This window comes from Microbacterium oxydans, from assembly GCF_026559675.1.
GTDB lineage: Bacteria > Actinomycetota > Actinomycetes > Actinomycetales > Microbacteriaceae > Microbacterium > Microbacterium oxydans_D.
Genome location: NZ_CP092891.1, coordinates 3,258,229 through 3,273,706, shown reverse-complemented (window position 1 = coordinate 3,273,706; position 15,478 = coordinate 3,258,229). Strand labels below are relative to the sequence as shown.

Sequence of the window (15,478 nt, the reverse complement as noted above, 5' to 3'; positions counted from 1 at the left end):
GCCGTGGTTCAGTGCTCCTGGAAACGCGGCCAGTCGCTGCCCGGAGCCATGTGCGAGTGCAGGGCGCCCTTCGCCGAGGCGAGGCTCGGATAGGTGCCGGTCGAGGCGTCTGACCCGACCATCGTGACCGTGTATCCGTCCTCGTCGTGGCGGACGCTGCCGACCACCCCGTTCGGGCCGTAGGCGACCCAGAGGGCGAGAGTCTTGGTGGTGCTCATGATCGAACTCCTTCCGCTGCCGCAGACAGTGCGCTCGCCGAGGGGCGACGCCCCTGTCGACGGAACTGTTCGCGACGCTACGCCTGCCGTACCCGGAAAGCCAGGGCTTGACAGGACGGCGAGCGGCGGGGGCGGTCAGACCGGGAGGGCGGCGGCGATCAGCTCGAGCGTCTGTGCGCGACCGGGAGAGTCGTCCTTCGCCTCGGCCTCGTAGGCGCCGGCGACCGGCGAGAGCATGACCTCCTCGACCCCGTACCGCTCGGCGAAGGCGCGCACCTCGGCGGCCACGCTCTCGCCCGTGCCGACGAACCAGCGCGAGCGGGCGGCCTGCACGACCTCGTCGGTGGCGGGATCCGTCGGGGCGGCGAGCGCCTCCTCGACCGTCTCGAGGGCGACCAGCGGCTGGTTCAGGCGCAGGCGCGCCATCATCCGCAGCTGCGGCAGGGCGCGGGCCTCCGCCTCCTCCTGCGTGGGCGCGGCGACCGCGTTCACGGTGAGGAAGGTGCGCGGCTCGGGGTGCTCCTCGCTCGGACGGTAGCCGGTGCGGTACAGGTCGAGCGCACGCTCCAGGCCCTGGCCGGAGAAGTGGTTCGCGAACACGTAGGGCAGGCCCTGCGAGGCGGCGAGCTGCGCCGAGTAGTCGCTCGACCCGAGCAGCCACACCTCGGGGGAGCCGGTTGCGGACGGCGTCGCCCGCACGGTGTACTCGCCGCCCGAGGTGAAGCGCACGGTCGCTCCGTCGCCGGAGAGCAGCGCCGCGATGTCCTGCACGTGGCGCGGGAACTGCTCGACGTCGCTCGTGGTGCCCGAGCCACGCAGCAGCTGCGTGATCACGGGGTCGCTGCCGGGAGCGCGGCCGAGGCCCAGGTCGATGCGCCCCGGGGCGACCGCCTCGAGGGCGGCGAACTGCTCGGCGACGATGAGCGGGGCGTGGTTGGGGAGCATCACGCCGCCCGAGCCGAGACGCAGCCGCGAGGTGCGGGTGGCCGCGGCGGCGATCAGCACCGGGGGAGTGGTGGATGCCACGGCCGGCATGTTGTGGTGCTCGGCGAACCAGTACCGGCGGTAGCCGAGGCGGTCGGCGGTCTCGGCGAGGGACAGGGAGGCGGCGATGGCCTCGGCGCTGGTCTGGCCGGTGCGAACCGGGACGAGGTCGAGGACGGAGAGAGCTGTAGCGGGCATCCTTCGCTGCAACGCGCGGCTGTATGCCGTCATTCCCCCGCTACCGTTATGGCATGGAAGCAGGCATCTTCTACGTCCTCGTCGGGTCGGTCGCCATCGCCGCGTTCGCGCGCTGGCGGGGATGGCCGGCACCGCTGCTCGTGACGATCGTGGCGCTCGCCGCGTCCTTCCTGCCGTTCGTGCCCGATCTCGACATCGACGGGCACGTGCTGCTGAGCCTGGTGCTGCCGCCGCTGTTGTACTCGGCCGCGCTCGACGTGTCGTTCGTCGGCTTCAAGCGCAGCCTGCCGCAGATCCGCCGGCTCGGGATCTGGCTCGTGCTCCTCACCGCCGTCGCCGTCGGCTTCGTGGCGTGGTGGATCCTGCCGTCCCTCACCCTCCCGGGAGCCCTGCTGCTCGGCGCGATCGTGGCCCCGCCGGACGCGGTGTCCGCCGCGGCGATCGGCCGTCGACTCGGGCTGCCTCGGCGCATCATGACTGTGCTCTCCGGCGAGAGTCTGATCAACGATGCGACCTCGCTCACGCTGTACCGGGTGTTCGCCGCGATCCTCGCCGGTGCGACCGTCTCGGTCTGGGGTGGGATCTGGCAGTTCCTCGTCGCCGTCGGCGTCGGTGTCGCGGTCGGGCTCGTGTTCGGGATCGTCCTGCACCAGCTGCGCACCCGCATCAGCGATCCCGTCGTGATCGGCACGTTCGGCCTCCTCGCCCCGTTCGGCGCCTACGCGATCGCCGAGCACCTGCTCGGATCCGGCGTGCTCGCCGTCGTCGCGATGGGCCTCTACGTCGGCTACAACTCCCCACGCACCGACTACACGACCCGTCAGCAGGAGAAGCCGCTGTGGCTCTCCGCCGACCTGCTGCTGGAGAGCTTCGTCTTCGCGTACATCGGGCTGCAGTTCCCGCGCGTGCTCCGCGACCTCGGCAGCGAGTCCGTGGGGCAGATCCTGCTGCTCTCGGGTGCGGTCCTGCTCGTGGTGCTCGTCGTGCGTCCGCTCTACATCTACCCGACCAGCGCGTGGGCGAACTTCCAGGACCGCAAGCGGCTCGAACGGTGGGACCGCGGCGTCGAGGCCGGCGAGTTCGAGAAGCGTCACCGGAAGTCGCGTCGATGGAGCAATTACACGGCGGATGAGCTGCGCTCCCACATCGTGCGCGAGCAGATGGCGGGACTCCAGCTCACCTGGAAGGACAGCGCCGTCATCTCCTGGGCCGGGATGCGCGGCGTGGTCACGCTCGCGATCGCGGTGGCGGCGGCCGACCTCGCGACGCTCGATGCCGAGGCCTCGCACGCGATCGTCGTCGTCGCCTTCATCGTCACGGTCGGCACCCTGCTGATCCAGGGGCTGACGCTCCCGATGCTGATCCGCGCGCTCGGCATCGCCAGCGACGTCGACGAGGAAGAGGATCGGATCGCCCTCGAGGCCGTCCGGCAGAAGAGCCGCGAGGCGGGCAAGGCCTACCTCGCCGAGAAGCGCGTCGAGTGGGAGGCGAAGTACGGCGAGGTCGACCTCAGCGTGTTCGATGCGTTCACGAGGCGCATGACCCGGGTCGAGAAGGACACCGATGAGGCGCAGAAGGTGGAGGACGCCGCGAGCCGGCCGTCGTACGAAGACCTCGTCGCCCTGTCGAGGGGATGGCTGCAGGTGCGCCGCGAGATCCTGCTCGCCGAGCGCGACGCCGGGAACCTCGACGAGGAGGTCATGCGCGAGCTGATCGCCGCGATGGATGCCGAGGAGCTCGCGCTCGACACCCGCGGTGCCACGCGTCAGCCCGGACGCGCCTGACGCGGACATGAGAGCGCCCCGCCCCCGAGAAAGGGGCGGGGCGCTCTGTGTGCGGCGGGAGTGCGATCAGCGGGCGCTGACCGGCTCCTTGTCCGAGGCGGCATCCGCTTCCGGAGCGTCGTCGTCGCCGGAGTCGTCGGCGAAGGGCAGGCCCTCGCGCGGCGCGTTGTAGAGATCCTCGTTCAGGATGCCCTCGCGCTTGGCGACGATCGTCGGGATCAGTGCCTGACCGGCGACGTTGACCGCGGTGCGGCCCATGTCGAGGATCGGGTCGATCGCGAGCAGCAGGCCGACGCCCTCGAGCGGCAGGCCCAGGGTCGACAGCGTGAGCGTGAGCATGACGACCGCGCCCGTGGTGCCGGCGGTGGCGGCCGAGCCGACGACCGAGACGATCACGATCAGCAGGTACTGCACGAAGTTGAGCTCGATGCCGAAGAACTGCGCGACGAAGATCGCGGCGATGGCCGGGTAGATCGCGGCGCAGCCGTCCATCTTCGTGGTCGCGCCGAGCGGGACGGCGAACGACGCGTACGAGCGGGGCACACCGAGGTTGCGCTCGGTGACGCGCTCCGTGAGGGGCAGCGTGCCGATCGAGGAGCGGCTGACGAAGGCCAGCTGTACGGCCGGCCAGACACCCGAGAAGTACTGCTTGATCGACAGGCCGTGCGTCTTGACCAGGATCGGGTAGACGACGAACAGCACGAGGGCGAGGCCGATGTAGATCGCGGCGGCGAACCAGCCGAGGGCGGCGAGCTTCTCCCAGCCGTACTTGATCACGGCCGAGCCGATGAGGCCGAACGTGCCGAGCGGGGCGATGCGGATGATCCACCACAGCACGCGCTGGATGACCTTCAGCAGCGACTCCGTGAAGACGAGGAAGGGCTCCGCCTTCTTGCCGGCCTTGAGCGCCGCGATGCCGACGACGGCCGCGACCACGATGACCTGCAGGATGTTGAAGCCCACGCTCGAGGAGAAGGTGTCGTCGGCGGCGCCGGGCGAGGTGCTGACGGTGAGGCCGAGGAAGTTCTGCGGGATCAGGCCCAGCAGGAAGTTCCACCAGGTGCCGACCGTGTAAGGGTCACCGGTCTCGAGGCCCTCGCCGGCGCGGTTGCCCGGCTGGATCACGAGGCCGAGGCCGATGCCGATGATCACGGCGATGAACGCGGTGATCGCGAACCACAGGATCGTCTGGCCGGCCAGGCGCGCGGCGTTCTGCACGCGGCGCAGGTTCGAGATGCTCGCGACGATGGCCGTGAAGATCAGCGGGACGACGGCGGCACGCAGCAGCGTCACGTACGAGTTGCCGATCGTGTCCAGCGTGGCGGAGAGGCCGGTCGGGTTGTCCGCCGTGGCGCCGAGCTGGCGGCCGATCAGACCGGCGGCGATGCCGAGGACGAGGGCGGCGAGGATCTGGAAGCCGAACGAGGTCAGCAGCTTCCGGACCGGTCCGCGGGTATCAGGCGCCTTCTGGGCGCGTGCGGTGGTGCTCATTGAGGGGGACTCCAGAATCGCGGCGCGCCGAGTGCACGCCATGAGGCTCAACGCTAAGAGTTCCTGAGAATTCCCTGGGCGGAGATGACGAACAATGACGCGGCTGTTGCGTCAGCGCTCGGCGAGCACGAGCAGCTCCCCGACCTCGCAGTCGAGCGCCTCGCAGATCGCCCGCAGCGTCGAGTACCGGATCGCGCGGGCGCGGTCGTTCTTCAGCACCGAGAGGTTCACGATGCTCACGCCGACCGCGGCGCTCAGCTCGGTGAGCGTCATCCCTCGGTCGGCGAGCAGCTCGTCGAGTCGGCAGTGGATGCCGGTGAACTCGTCGTCGCTCTCGGCCGGGCTCACACCAGGCCCTCCGTGTCCTTCTGCAGGCGCTCGGTCTCCTGCTGCAGGCGCGCGCGCTCCTGCTCGAGGCGCATGCCCTGGCTGAAGACCGCGGCGAGGACGGCCAGGGCGAGTGCCCCGCCGATGGCAGGCAGGGAGAGCCCGAGCTGGAAGGTCATCGGGTACAGCTCGCTGTCCTGCGGCACGGCCTCGCGCAGGGCGAGGACCCCGCTGATCTCCGGAAGCACTCCGGCAGCGATTCCCAGCACGAGCACGGTGATCGAACCGGCATACAGTGCGCGCACGATCGTCTGGGCGAACGGGCGCCCACGCAGTGTCAGGAAGCAGACGACGCCGATCAGCACCGCCGGAACCAGGCTGAGCGCCGTCGTGCAGACCTGGCTCAGCGCGACCAGAAGGCGGATGCCGATGCTGCTGTTGAGGATGAAGGGAGAGGTGAGCGACCCCGATCCGCAGGACAGGGCGGGTTCGTCGCCGAGCCCGGTCGGATCGCACGGGACGCCGGAGGGCCACGGCATGCTGACGGAGGTGCCCGCCTCGAAGCCGACGTTTCCGGCGATGATGTTCACGGTGTTGATGACGAGGCCGAGCAGCCCCAGCGACACCCACCACCCGCTCAAGGTGAGAGCCACGTCCATGACGAGCGTCGTGCTCCCGCGCCTGCGCCCGCGCCAGATGGTGACCCCCGCGACGGCGCCGAGCAGGAGCAGTCCGAGGCCGATGAACGCGAGAGCGGGACCGAGATCGGTGCTGGAGCTGAAGGCGAGCATCAGACGAGTCCCTCCGTCTCCTTCTCGAGCGCGATCTTCTCCTGCTGCAGGCGGATGCCGCGGCGGAACGCGACGGCGATCAGTCCGACCGTCACCCCGGTCGCGAAGAAGGGCGCGATGGTCCAGAACTCGAGCGGATGCGCGGGCTCTCCGGGGCCGATGCCCAGAGCGGTGGTGACGCCGTTGCGCCCCATGGTCTCCAACATCACGATCAGGATCGGTGCGCCGACGAGCGTCCACCCGATCGCGTTGAACGCCCACACGTTCGCGCGGACGAAGAACCGGCCGCGCAGGAAGTTCCAGGCGACCAGCGTGACCGCAGCGATGACGACGACCGCCGCGAGCGCCCAGAGCGTGATGGCGGCGATGATCGCGATGACCGACACGGTGTTCACGTCGCTCGCGATGATCAGCGCCTCGTCGGCGAACCCCTCGATGGAGATCGTGCCGGAGTCGGTCGACGCGGTGATCGGCTGCTGGTCGATCGGGACCGTCCAGGCGATCCCGGTCTCGCGGAAGGTGCCGGCGACGCGCAGAGCGGTGGCGAGCCCGACCGTGACCAGCGCCACGGCGGCGTAGAGGATCACGGTGATCGCATCCGCCTTCTCGGAGCGGGTGCTGGCACTGGTGGAGGCGGTGCTGGTCATCAGACGAGTCCTTCCGTGTCGCGCTGCAGGCGCTGTCCGATCTCGAAGGCGCCGGCGACGACCGCGAGCGCGAATGCCCAGCCGAGCGGAGCGAGATCGATCGACATCTCGAATGTCGGAACCCCCGCGGATGCGAGGTCCAGCTCGTAGGCGATCTCGCTGAACGCATTGGCGCGCACCGCCTGGCTCAGCAGGCCACCCGCCATGACGGCGAGGGCGGCGACGCCGATGCCCCAGGTGGCCGCCGTGCCGAAGGGGCGGCCGATGAAGAGGCGCACGCACAACCAGGCGACCGCGATGCACAGCACGACCGGACCCAGGACGGCGAGACCGTCGGCGATCGCGAGCAGCAGGCGGGGAGACAGGCTCAGGCCCACGGTGGTGAGGGTGACGGAGTCGTACTGCGCTTCGGAGATGTTGGAAGATGCGGCGAGCACCGCGGGTGCGTCGACCGAACGCAGCGGCATCGACGGGATCGTGATCGCCGTGCTCGTCAGGAGGACGGCGGAACGGATGCCGCTGCCCACGAGGTCGACCACGGCGATGGCCCCCGCGGCTCCGGCGATGACGCCCAAGACGGTCTTCTCCACCAGGCTCGCAGCTCTGGTCGCCGTCGGTGCCTCGGTCATGTCGTCCCCCTCCTGCACGGTCCGCTCCGGACTCGTTGTTATCGACTGTCGTTAACATAACGACTGTCGATAACTCGGTCAACCCCCGGTATGCCCACGGCGAACACGGGCATACGTGCCCTGCGTGGTGGTTACTCTCGATGTACAGGCGCAGAGAACCGTCAGAGGAGTCAGCGCTTCGCCCCGTGCGAATAAGGAGTCACAGCATGTTCGAGAGATTCACGGACCGAGCCCGTCGAGTGGTCGTCCTCGCCCAAGAAGAGGCGAAGATGCTCAACCACAACTACATCGGCACCGAGCACATCCTGCTCGGTCTCATCCACGAGGGCGAGGGCGTCGCCGCCAAGGCGCTCGAAAGTCTCGGCATCTCCCTCGACGCGGTGCGCGAGCAGGTGCAGGACATCATCGGCCAGGGTCAGCAGCAGCCGACCGGCCACATCCCGTTCACCCCGCGCGCCAAGAAGGTGCTCGAGCTCAGCCTCCGCGAGGCCCTCCAGCTCGGCCACAACTACATCGGCACCGAGCACATCCTGCTCGGCCTCATCCGTGAGGGTGAGGGCGTCGCGGCCCAGGTGCTCGTCAAGCTCGGCGCAGACCTCAACAAGGTCCGCCAGCAGGTCATCCAGCTGCTCTCCGGCGCTCCCGGCCGCGAGCCGGCCTCCGTCGGTGCGCAGACGAACGACTCGCCGGCCGGCACCCAGGGCGGCTCGGCCGTGCTCGACCAGTTCGGCCGCAACCTCACGCAGGCCGCGCGCGACAACAAGCTCGACCCGGTGATCGGGCGCGAGAAGGAGGCGGAGCGGGTCATGCAGATCCTCTCCCGTCGCTCCAAGAACAACCCCGTCCTGATCGGCGAGCCCGGCGTCGGCAAGACCGCCGTCGTCGAGGGTCTGGCCCAGGCGATCGTCAAGGGCGATGTGCCCGAGACGCTGAAGGACAAGCAGCTCTACTCGCTCGACCTCGGCTCGCTCATCGCCGGTTCGCGCTACCGCGGTGACTTCGAGGAGCGCCTGAAGAAGGTCACCAAGGAGATCCGCACGCGCGGCGACATCATCGTCTTCATCGACGAGATCCACACCCTCGTGGGTGCGGGTGCCGCCGAGGGCGCGATCGACGCGGCCAGCATCCTCAAGCCGCTCCTCGCTCGTGGCGAGCTGCAGACCATCGGCGCCACCACGCTCGACGAGTACCGCAAGCACTTCGAGAAGGATGCCGCGCTCGAGCGCCGCTTCCAGCCCGTGCAGGTCAACGAGCCCACGCTGCCGCACGCGATCAACATCCTCAAGGGACTGCGCGACCGCTACGAGGCGCACCACAAGGTGCAGATCACCGACGGCGCGATCGTGGCCGCGGCGAACCTCGCCGACCGCTACGTCTCCGACCGGTTCCTCCCGGACAAGGCCATCGACCTGATCGACGAGGCCGGCGCACGCCTGCGTCTGTCGATCCTGTCGAGCCCGCCCGAGCTGCGCGAGTTCGACGAGAAGATCGCCGCCGTGCGCGAGCAGAAGGAGCTGGCGTCGGAGGAGCAGGACTTCGAGAAGGCCGCGTCGCTGCGCGATGAGGAGAAGAGCCTCCTCGCCGAGCGTCTGCGTCTCGAGAAGCAGTGGCGTGCGGGCGACGTCGCGACCTCCGCGGTCGTCGACGAGGGTCTGATCGCCGAGGTGCTCGCACAGGCCACCGGCATCCCCGTCTTCAAGCTCACGGAGGAGGAGTCCAGCCGACTCGTCTTCATGGAGAAGGCCCTGCACCAGCGCGTCATCGGTCAGGAGGAGGCCATCGCCGCCCTCTCCAAGACGATCCGCCGTCAGCGTGCCGGCCTCAAGGACCCGAAGCGGCCCTCGGGCTCGTTCATCTTCGCCGGCCCCACGGGCGTCGGAAAGACCGAGCTCGCCAAGGCTCTCGCCGAGTTCCTGTTCGACGACGAGGCCGCGCTGATCTCGCTCGACATGAGCGAGTTCGGTGAGAAGCACACCGTCTCGCGTCTGTTCGGTGCCCCTCCCGGGTTCGTCGGATTCGAAGAGGGCGGCCAGCTCACCGAGAAGGTGCGGCGCAAGCCGTTCAGCGTGGTGCTCTTCGACGAGATCGAGAAGGCCCACCCGGACATCTTCAACTCGCTGCTGCAGATCCTGGAAGAGGGTCGTCTCACCGACGGTCAGGGTCGGATCGTGGACTTCAAGAACACGGTCATCATCATGACCACCAACCTCGGTGCGCGTGACATCGCCGGCGGTCCCGTCGGCTTCCAGATCGAGGGTAACGACTCGACCAGCTACGACCGGATGAAGGGCAAGGTGAACGAGGAGCTCAAGCGGCACTTCAAGCCCGAGTTCCTGAACCGTGTCGACGACATCATCGTGTTCCCGCAGCTGAGCAAGACCGAGCTGGTGCAGATCGTCGATCTGTTCACCAAGCGTCTCGGCGAGCGTCTGCTGGACCGCGACATGACGATCGAGCTGTCGCAGTCGGCCAAGGAGCGCCTCATCGAGATCGGCTTCGACCCGGCGCTCGGCGCCCGTCCGCTGCGTCGCGCGATGCAGCACGAGATCGAGGACCGCCTGTCGGAGAAGATCCTGCACGGCGAGCTCAACTCGGGCGACCACGTGAAGGTCGACGCGAAGGACGGGGAGTTCCTGTTCGAGCACGGCCCGCGCGGCGAGAAGGTCGCGGTCGGTGTCAACACCGGCGGCGGCGCGATCGCCGGCACCCCCGACCTGGCGGTCGCCAGCGGGGAGTGACCCAGCCTGAATCACGGAAGGGGCGGATGCTGCGGCATCCGCCCCTTTCCTGTGCGCGGTACAGGTGCCGCCGGGGCGCGGGTTCTAGGCTTGACCCGTGAGTGAGTACATCGTCCGGCCGGCGCGCAGCGCCGACGTCATCGGCATCCGGAACCTCCTGCAGCCGCTCGTCGAGCAGCGCATCCTCCTCGGCAAGGACCTCGCGGTGCTCTACGGCTCCGTGCAGGAGTTCGTCGTCGCGGAGGCCGACGGGGTGCTGATCGGCTGCGGCGCCCTGCACGTGATCTGGGAGGACCTGGGCGAGGTCCGCACCCTGCTGGTGCGCGACGACTGGCTGCACCACGGAGTCGGTCGCGCCATCGTCGATCGACTCGAGGAGACGGCCAGGATGCTCGGTCTGTCGCGCCTCTTCTGCCTCACGTTCGAGGTCGAGTTCTTCACCCGCCGCGGCTTCACCCCGATCGGCGAGCAGGTCGTCGACCCCGATGTGTACTCGCAGCTGCTGCGCAGCGGTGACGCCGGTGTCGAGGAGTTCCTCGACCTCGCGCACGTCAAGCCGAACACGCTCGGCAACACCCGCATGCTCAAGGTGCTCTGAACGCCCACCTCGATGCGAGGACTGCCCTCGCGCCCTCCCAGGAAGCGGTGACCGGATCGCTTAGCCTGGAGGCATGCCCCGTCCTTCCGCTGCCGTCTACCGCCGTCGGCGACTGGTCGTGGTCTCGGGGCTCATCCTGCTCATCGCCGCCATCGGCATCGGTGCCTGGCTGCTGATCGCGCAGCCGTGGGCCGCGGCGGACACGGCGTCGAAGCCGCCGGCGTCGCCCTCGACCTCCCCGACGACCACGTCGCCGACGGCGGGAACCGATGCGCCCACGCCCGGTCCGACGTCGGAGGAGACCCCGGCGATCGCTGCGTGCGAGGCGAAGGATGTCGAGGTCACGGCCGTGACCGACGCGGAGACGTACGCAGCCGGAGTCCTGCCGAAGCTCTCGATCTCGCTGACCAACAAGGGCACGAAGGACTGCACGATCGACGTTGGTTCGACGACCCAGGTCTTCACCGTCTCCAGCGGCTCCGACGTGTGGTGGCGCTCGACGGACTGCCAGGAGAACCCGAGCAGCATGATCGCCACGCTCACGGCGGGCACGACGGTCACCAGCAAGGACCCGGTCACGTGGGACCGCACGCGTTCGAGCGTCGAGACCTGCGCGCAGGAGAACCGACAGCGCGCGCCCGGCGGGGGAGCCTCGTACCACGTCGAGGTCTCGATCGGCGGCTTCACGAGCCCGACGACCACGCAGATCCTGCTGTACTGACGCCCCTCCGGAGTTCGAAGCGGTCCCGGCGGGAGCCTACGAATCGCGTGGCGGTGTGCGGGATCCGGTACGGATCGCGGCGACCTCGACGTCCTTCGCCCCCTGGTGCTGACAGGTGCTCGTCTTTGGGATACCATTGAGGTGACTCTCCGCATCATGCGGCAACATGCCATCCCCAGTGGCGTCGAACTACAGCGTCCCCAGCGCTTCGACATCGCCGCTCGAGAGTCCGAGGGCCCTCTCGAGTACCCCAGTCCCCAATGGAGGACTCGAGAGGGCCCCAATCGTATCCACGGCCGAATCGGCGCGCGGTGCTGTGCGCCGTGAATAAGCTGGAGCCATGGCAGCGAAGAAGGCGAAGTCCGCGAAGAACAAGCCCGCACCCGAGGACTTCCGGTCGGAGGCCCTGGCGCAGGCCCTCGAGAAGCAGGACGTCGCCGCGGTCGCTCTCGCCCTCCGCAACGGCACCACGGTCGTTCCGCTGATCAAGCCGGGTGCGCGGGACAATCCGCTCGACAGCGGTGAGGTCTGGACCTACCGCGACCCGAAGACCGGCGACCTCGCGCTGCTGCTGTTCAGCGACGCGAAGAACAAGCCCGCGAACCTGCCTCCCGGCGTCGGCATCTACACGGCGGACTGGCTGCGGAAGTTCCTCGCCGCGCACCCGATCACGACGGTGTTCCTCGACATCGCCGGTCCGCACCCCATGCAGGCCGAGCCCGCGGAGCTGCTCAAGGCCCTCGACGCCTGAAGCGCGGCGCGGTCAGAACGGCGGGATGTCGCGGTCGGCGCGGCGGGACGTGTTGCGTGCCCGCACATCTCCGAGTGCCGCGCGGAGCGTCTTCGACCGATCGTCGACGACCTGCTCGTAGCCGAGCCGTGCCGCCTCCGTCCGTCGTTGCGCCGCCTGGGTCACCGGGCGGATCTCGCCGGCCAGGCTGAGCTCGCCGACCGCCGCGACCGTGCGGGGCACCGAGATCTGCTGGATGGATCCTGCCACCGCGATCGCGATCGCCAAGTCGGCCGCGGGCTCCGTGAAGCGCACGCCTCCCACCGTCGACACGTAGACGTCGAGGCTGCCGGTGGGGATGCCCGCCCGGCGCTCGAGGATCGCCAGCACCATCGCGACCCGCGAGGAGTCGAGGCCGTGCACGATGCGGCGCGGGTTCGGCGCGTTGCTGGGCACCGTGAGCGCCTGCACCTCCACCGGGAGTGCCCGGCGGCCCTCCAGCGAGATCGCGACGCAGGTCCCCGGCTCGGTCGCGCCCTGGGAGAGGAAGAGGCCGGAGGGGTCGGGCACCTCGGCGATGCCGTCGCCGGTCATCTCGAAGCAGCCGACCTCGTCGGTCGGTCCGAAGCGGTTCTTGAGAGACCGGATGAAGCGCAGCGACGTCTGCCGGTCGCCCTCGAAATGACACACGACGTCGACCAGGTGCTCGAGCACCCGGGGGCCGGCGACCTGACCGTCTTTCGTGACGTGCCCGACGAGGATGATCGGCAGGTCGCGGTCCTTCGCGATGCGGATCAGCGTCGCCGCGACCTCGCGCACCTGGCTCGGCTGCCCGGCGGCGCCATCGATCAGCGACGACGAGACCGTCTGCACGGAGTCGACGATCACGAGCTGCGGCTTCACCTCGTCGATGTGTCCGAGGATGGTCGCCAGGTCGGTTTCGCTCGCCAGGTACAGCTCGTCGTGCAGGGCGCCGGTGCGCTCGGCACGCAGACGCACCTGACCGGGAGATTCCTCGGCGCTCGCGTACAGGACGCGGCGCCCGCCGCGCGCGGCCTGGGCGGCGACCTCGAGCAGCAGCGTCGACTTGCCGACGCCGGGTTCACCGCTGAGGAGGATGGCTGCGCCGGGCACGATGCCGCCCCCGAGCACGCGGTCGAACTCGCCGACGCCGCTCGAACGGCGCGGAGCATCCTGCGTCGTGATCTGCGTGATCGGTCGCGCGGCGCGTTCAGCGGTCGGCGCGACCGGGCCCACGCGGCGGAGGATGCCGGTCTGCGCCGCCTGCTCCTGCACCGTGCCCCACTGCTGGCACTCGCCGCAGCGCCCGACCCACTTGGCGGTCGTCCACCCGCATTCCGTGCACACGTAGGCAGGGGGAGCGGGTTTTCGGGTGGCCATGCCCCCAGGCTATCGGCGGGATCGGACATCCCTATCGACCAGGTGATTATTCACGGCCCAACCTCTCGTACCGCGCCCGTGCCCACGCAATAATGAAGTCATGGCCAACGGCGGGCCCGTCTGCGGGCCGATCTCGAGCTACTCCCGGGTGCGAATCCTGCACTTGCTCTTCGAAGCGGGAAGCTCGCGGACCCGGGCCGAGCTCACGATCGCCGAGCTGTGCGACGCCACCGGGCTGCACCCGAACACGGTCCGCGAGCACCTGCAGCGCCTCATCGAGGGCGGCTACGTGATCCCCACCGTCGAGCACCGCACGACCAGAGGGCGTCCGCGCACCATGTACAGCGCGGCGACCGGGGCCCCCGGCGCGTCGAGTCCGGTCGCCCGCGACAAGGCCAAGGCCGCCGCACGCCGCGGAGACCTCATGCGGAGCATGCTCCCCGACGCGGCATCCGACCTCGGTCGCGAGGCCACCTACCAGCTCGACGCCCTCGTCGAGCACCTGGAGGAGAGCGGATTCGAGCCCGTCGTCGACGACCGCGGCCTCACGATCGACCTCAGCCCCTGCCCGCACGCCGCCGGTCGCCCGGAAGACCGGCCGACCCTCTGCCAGGTTCATCTCGACCTGATGCAGAGCGTGCTCAACGAGGCCGGCGGACCCCTGGAAGCCGAGCGAGTGCACGATGCCGTGCTGCCGTCGGACTGCACCGTGCAGCTGCGCGACACCACCGCGCAGCTGGTCGAGATAACGGGGCGGCTGCGTCACAGCACGAGGCAGCGGCCACAGAGAACAGGAGTCGTGCATGGAATGGCTTGATCCGCTCGTCCTCTCCCGATGGCAGTTCGGGCTGACGACCGTCTACCACTACCTGTTCGTCCCCCTCACGATCGGCATGGCGCTCGTCGCCGCGATCTTCCAGACCGCCTGGGTGCGTACCGGCAAGGTCCAGTACCTGCACCTGACCCGCTTCTTCGGGAAGATCTTCCTCATCAACTTCGCCATGGGCGTCGTCACCGGCATCGTGCAGGAGTTCCAGTTCGGCATGAACTGGTCGGACTACTCCCGCTTCGTCGGCGACGTGTTCGGCGCCCCGCTCGCCTTCGAGGGCCTGTTCGCCTTCTTCTTCGAGGCGACCTTCATCGGGTTGTGGATCTTCGGCTGGGACAAGCTCCCGCAGAAGCTGCACCTGGCCACGATCTGGTGCGTGTCGATCGGCAGCATCCTGTCGGCGTACTTCATCATCGCGGCCAACGCGTTCATGCAGAACCCGGTCGGCTACACGTTCAACCCCGAGACCAACCGGGCCGAGCTCACCGACTTCTGGGCGCTGCTGACCAACCCGGTCGCGCTCGCGGCTTTCCCGCACACGATCTTCGGCGCGCTGATGTTCGCCGCCGGCGTCGTGATCTCGGTCTCCGCCTGGCACCTGGCCCGCGGGCAGCACTTCGACACCATGCGCATCTCGCTCAAGTTCGGGCTGTGGGCCATGATCGTCTCCACCGCCGGCGTGGTGCTCACGGGCGACCAGCTCGGGCTCGCGATGTACGCCGCGCAGCCGATGAAGATGGCGGCCGCGGAGGCGACCTTCAACACCGTCTGCGGTCCGGACGCCTCGTTCAGCATCTTCACGCTGGGGACGCCGGACGGGAGTTCCGAGCTGTTCTCGATCAGGGTGCCGTATCTGCTGTCCCTGTTGTCCACGCACACCCTCGATGCGTGCGTGCACGGCATCAACGATCTGAACGCCGAGTACAGCCAGACCTACGCGGCCACCGGACTGACCGACTTCGCGCCGATCCTGTGGATCACGTACTGGGCGTTCCGCTGGATGATCGGCCTGGGCATCGCCGCGGCGCTCGTCGCCGTCGCCGGCCTGTGGCTCACCCGCAAGGGCGCCAAGAAGCCCCCGGCACCCTGGATGTGGAAGCTCGCGATCTGGTCGTTCCCGCTGGCCCTCGCCGCCAACATCATGGGCTGGGTCTTCACGGAGATGGGCAGGCAACCCTGGATCGTGTTCGGGTTGATGACCACGCAGGACGGCGTCTCGCCCGGTGTCAGCGGGGTCGAGGTTCTCATCTCGCTGATCACCTTCACGGCGATCTACGCCGCGCTCGCCGTCGTCGAGATCCGCCTCATCATCCGGGCCGCGCAGAAGGGGCCCGACACCGAAGAGCAACCACATGACGAGACGGCCCAGCTGCCGTCGGTCGTCTACTGAGA

General features: G+C 69.0%; 15 protein-coding genes. 7 read left to right on the top strand and 8 right to left on the bottom strand.

Annotated elements, in window-relative coordinates; genetic code table 11:
• Positions 1-8: 8 nt before the first annotated feature.
• Complete coding sequence (locus MME74_RS15815) at positions 9-218, bottom strand: methyltransferase (RefSeq protein WP_267416029.1); 210 nt, start codon at positions 216-218, stop codon at positions 9-11.
• 135 nt (positions 219-353) lie between these two features.
• Complete coding sequence (locus MME74_RS15810) at positions 354-1,400, bottom strand: LLM class flavin-dependent oxidoreductase (protein WP_267416028.1); 1,047 nt, start codon at positions 1,398-1,400, stop codon at positions 354-356.
• Between the two features lie 53 nt (positions 1,401-1,453).
• Here MME74_RS15810 and MME74_RS15805 point away from each other — a divergent pair, with 53 nt between their 5' ends.
• The gene (locus MME74_RS15805; protein WP_267416027.1) at positions 1,454-3,184 is read left to right on the top strand and encodes a cation:proton antiporter; all 1,731 of its coding nucleotides are present in this window, start codon (positions 1,454-1,456) and stop codon (positions 3,182-3,184) included.
• A 66-nt stretch (positions 3,185-3,250) separates the two neighbouring features.
• On the opposite strand, the gene MME74_RS15800 is transcribed toward MME74_RS15805, so the two are convergent.
• The 5 genes from MME74_RS15800 to MME74_RS15780 all read right to left on the bottom strand — a co-directional run bounded on the left by MME74_RS15800 (position 3,251) and on the right by MME74_RS15780 (position 7,069).
• Positions 3,251-4,675, bottom strand: a complete 1,425-nt coding sequence (locus MME74_RS15800; protein WP_267416026.1) for a dicarboxylate/amino acid:cation symporter — start codon at positions 4,673-4,675, stop codon at positions 3,251-3,253.
• Between the two features lie 111 nt (positions 4,676-4,786).
• Positions 4,787-5,023, bottom strand: a complete 237-nt coding sequence (locus tag MME74_RS15795; RefSeq protein WP_267416024.1) for a helix-turn-helix domain-containing protein — start codon at positions 5,021-5,023, stop codon at positions 4,787-4,789.
• Positions 5,020-5,793 carry a hypothetical protein gene (locus tag MME74_RS15790; protein ID WP_267416022.1) on the bottom strand — a complete coding sequence of 258 codons (774 nt, stop codon included), beginning with the start codon at positions 5,791-5,793 and terminating at the stop codon, positions 5,020-5,022. Before MME74_RS15790 ends, MME74_RS15795 begins: the two co-directional genes overlap by 4 nt.
• A complete protein-coding gene (locus MME74_RS15785) occupies positions 5,793-6,440 on the bottom strand; it encodes a hypothetical protein (RefSeq protein WP_267416021.1) in 648 nt (215 codons plus the stop codon). Before MME74_RS15785 ends, MME74_RS15790 begins: the two co-directional genes overlap by 1 nt.
• Entirely contained in the window at positions 6,440-7,069 is a 630-nt protein-coding gene (locus MME74_RS15780; protein WP_267416020.1) for a hypothetical protein, read from the bottom strand. The genes MME74_RS15785 and MME74_RS15780 overlap by 1 nt, the downstream gene beginning before the upstream one ends.
• A 206-nt stretch (positions 7,070-7,275) precedes the next feature.
• Between MME74_RS15780 and MME74_RS15775 the strand changes: the two genes are divergently transcribed.
• The 4 genes from MME74_RS15775 (at position 7,276) to MME74_RS15760 (ending at position 11,877) form a co-directional block, all read left to right on the top strand.
• Positions 7,276-9,807 carry an ATP-dependent Clp protease ATP-binding subunit gene (locus MME74_RS15775; RefSeq protein ID WP_267416019.1) on the top strand — a complete coding sequence of 844 codons (2,532 nt, stop codon included), beginning with the start codon at positions 7,276-7,278 and terminating at the stop codon, positions 9,805-9,807.
• A 97-nt stretch (positions 9,808-9,904) separates the two neighbouring features.
• A complete protein-coding gene (locus MME74_RS15770) occupies positions 9,905-10,405 on the top strand; it encodes an amino-acid N-acetyltransferase (protein WP_267416018.1) in 501 nt (166 codons plus the stop codon).
• A 73-nt stretch (positions 10,406-10,478) separates the two neighbouring features.
• Positions 10,479-11,126 (top strand): hypothetical protein, encoded by a 648-nt coding sequence (locus MME74_RS15765; RefSeq protein ID WP_267416016.1) that lies wholly within the window; start codon positions 10,479-10,481, stop codon positions 11,124-11,126.
• A gap of 340 nt (positions 11,127-11,466) precedes the next feature.
• Positions 11,467-11,877: a dehydrogenase gene (locus tag MME74_RS15760; protein WP_267416014.1), complete on the top strand. Its 411-nt coding sequence runs from the start codon at positions 11,467-11,469 to the stop codon at positions 11,875-11,877.
• Between the two features lie 12 nt (positions 11,878-11,889).
• Here MME74_RS15760 and radA read toward each other — a convergent pair whose 3' ends face one another.
• Entirely contained in the window at positions 11,890-13,257 is a 1,368-nt protein-coding gene (gene radA / locus MME74_RS15755; protein WP_267416012.1) for a DNA repair protein RadA, read from the bottom strand.
• Between the two features lie 100 nt (positions 13,258-13,357).
• Here radA and MME74_RS15750 point away from each other — a divergent pair, with 100 nt between their 5' ends.
• Both MME74_RS15750 and MME74_RS15745 read left to right on the top strand, forming a co-directional pair.
• Positions 13,358-14,074 carry a helix-turn-helix transcriptional regulator gene (locus MME74_RS15750; RefSeq protein ID WP_267416011.1) on the top strand — a complete coding sequence of 239 codons (717 nt, stop codon included), beginning with the start codon at positions 13,358-13,360 and terminating at the stop codon, positions 14,072-14,074.
• On the top strand, positions 14,061-15,476 hold the full coding sequence (locus MME74_RS15745; protein WP_267416010.1) for a cytochrome ubiquinol oxidase subunit I: 1,416 nt from the start codon (positions 14,061-14,063) through the stop codon (positions 15,474-15,476). Before MME74_RS15750 ends, MME74_RS15745 begins: the two co-directional genes overlap by 14 nt.
• Positions 15,477-15,478 lie beyond the last annotated feature (2 nt).

Excerpts from the sequence above, each read along its gene's own strand:
- MME74_RS15815 (WP_267416029.1), bottom strand. The coding sequence starts at position 218 with ATGAGCACCACCAAGACTCTCGCCCTCTGGGTCGCCTACGGCCCGAAC.
- MME74_RS15810 (WP_267416028.1), bottom strand. The coding sequence starts at position 1,400 with ATGCCCGCTACAGCTCTCTCCGTCCTCGACCTCGTCCCGGTTCGCACC.
- MME74_RS15805 (WP_267416027.1), top strand. The coding sequence starts at position 1,454 with ATGGAAGCAGGCATCTTCTACGTCCTCGTCGGGTCGGTCGCCATCGCC.
- MME74_RS15800 (WP_267416026.1), bottom strand. The coding sequence starts at position 4,675 with ATGAGCACCACCGCACGCGCCCAGAAGGCGCCTGATACCCGCGGACCG.
- MME74_RS15790 (WP_267416022.1), bottom strand. The coding sequence starts at position 5,793 with ATGCTCGCCTTCAGCTCCAGCACCGATCTCGGTCCCGCTCTCGCGTTC.
- MME74_RS15785 (WP_267416021.1), bottom strand. The coding sequence starts at position 6,440 with ATGACCAGCACCGCCTCCACCAGTGCCAGCACCCGCTCCGAGAAGGCG.
- MME74_RS15780 (WP_267416020.1), bottom strand. The coding sequence starts at position 7,069 with ATGACCGAGGCACCGACGGCGACCAGAGCTGCGAGCCTGGTGGAGAAG.
- MME74_RS15775 (WP_267416019.1), top strand. The coding sequence starts at position 7,276 with ATGTTCGAGAGATTCACGGACCGAGCCCGTCGAGTGGTCGTCCTCGCC.
- MME74_RS15765 (WP_267416016.1), top strand. The coding sequence starts at position 10,479 with ATGCCCCGTCCTTCCGCTGCCGTCTACCGCCGTCGGCGACTGGTCGTG.
- MME74_RS15760 (WP_267416014.1), top strand. The coding sequence starts at position 11,467 with ATGGCAGCGAAGAAGGCGAAGTCCGCGAAGAACAAGCCCGCACCCGAG.
- radA (WP_267416012.1), bottom strand. The coding sequence starts at position 13,257 with ATGGCCACCCGAAAACCCGCTCCCCCTGCCTACGTGTGCACGGAATGC.
- MME74_RS15750 (WP_267416011.1), top strand. The coding sequence starts at position 13,358 with ATGGCCAACGGCGGGCCCGTCTGCGGGCCGATCTCGAGCTACTCCCGG.
- MME74_RS15745 (WP_267416010.1), top strand. The coding sequence starts at position 14,061 with ATGGAATGGCTTGATCCGCTCGTCCTCTCCCGATGGCAGTTCGGGCTG.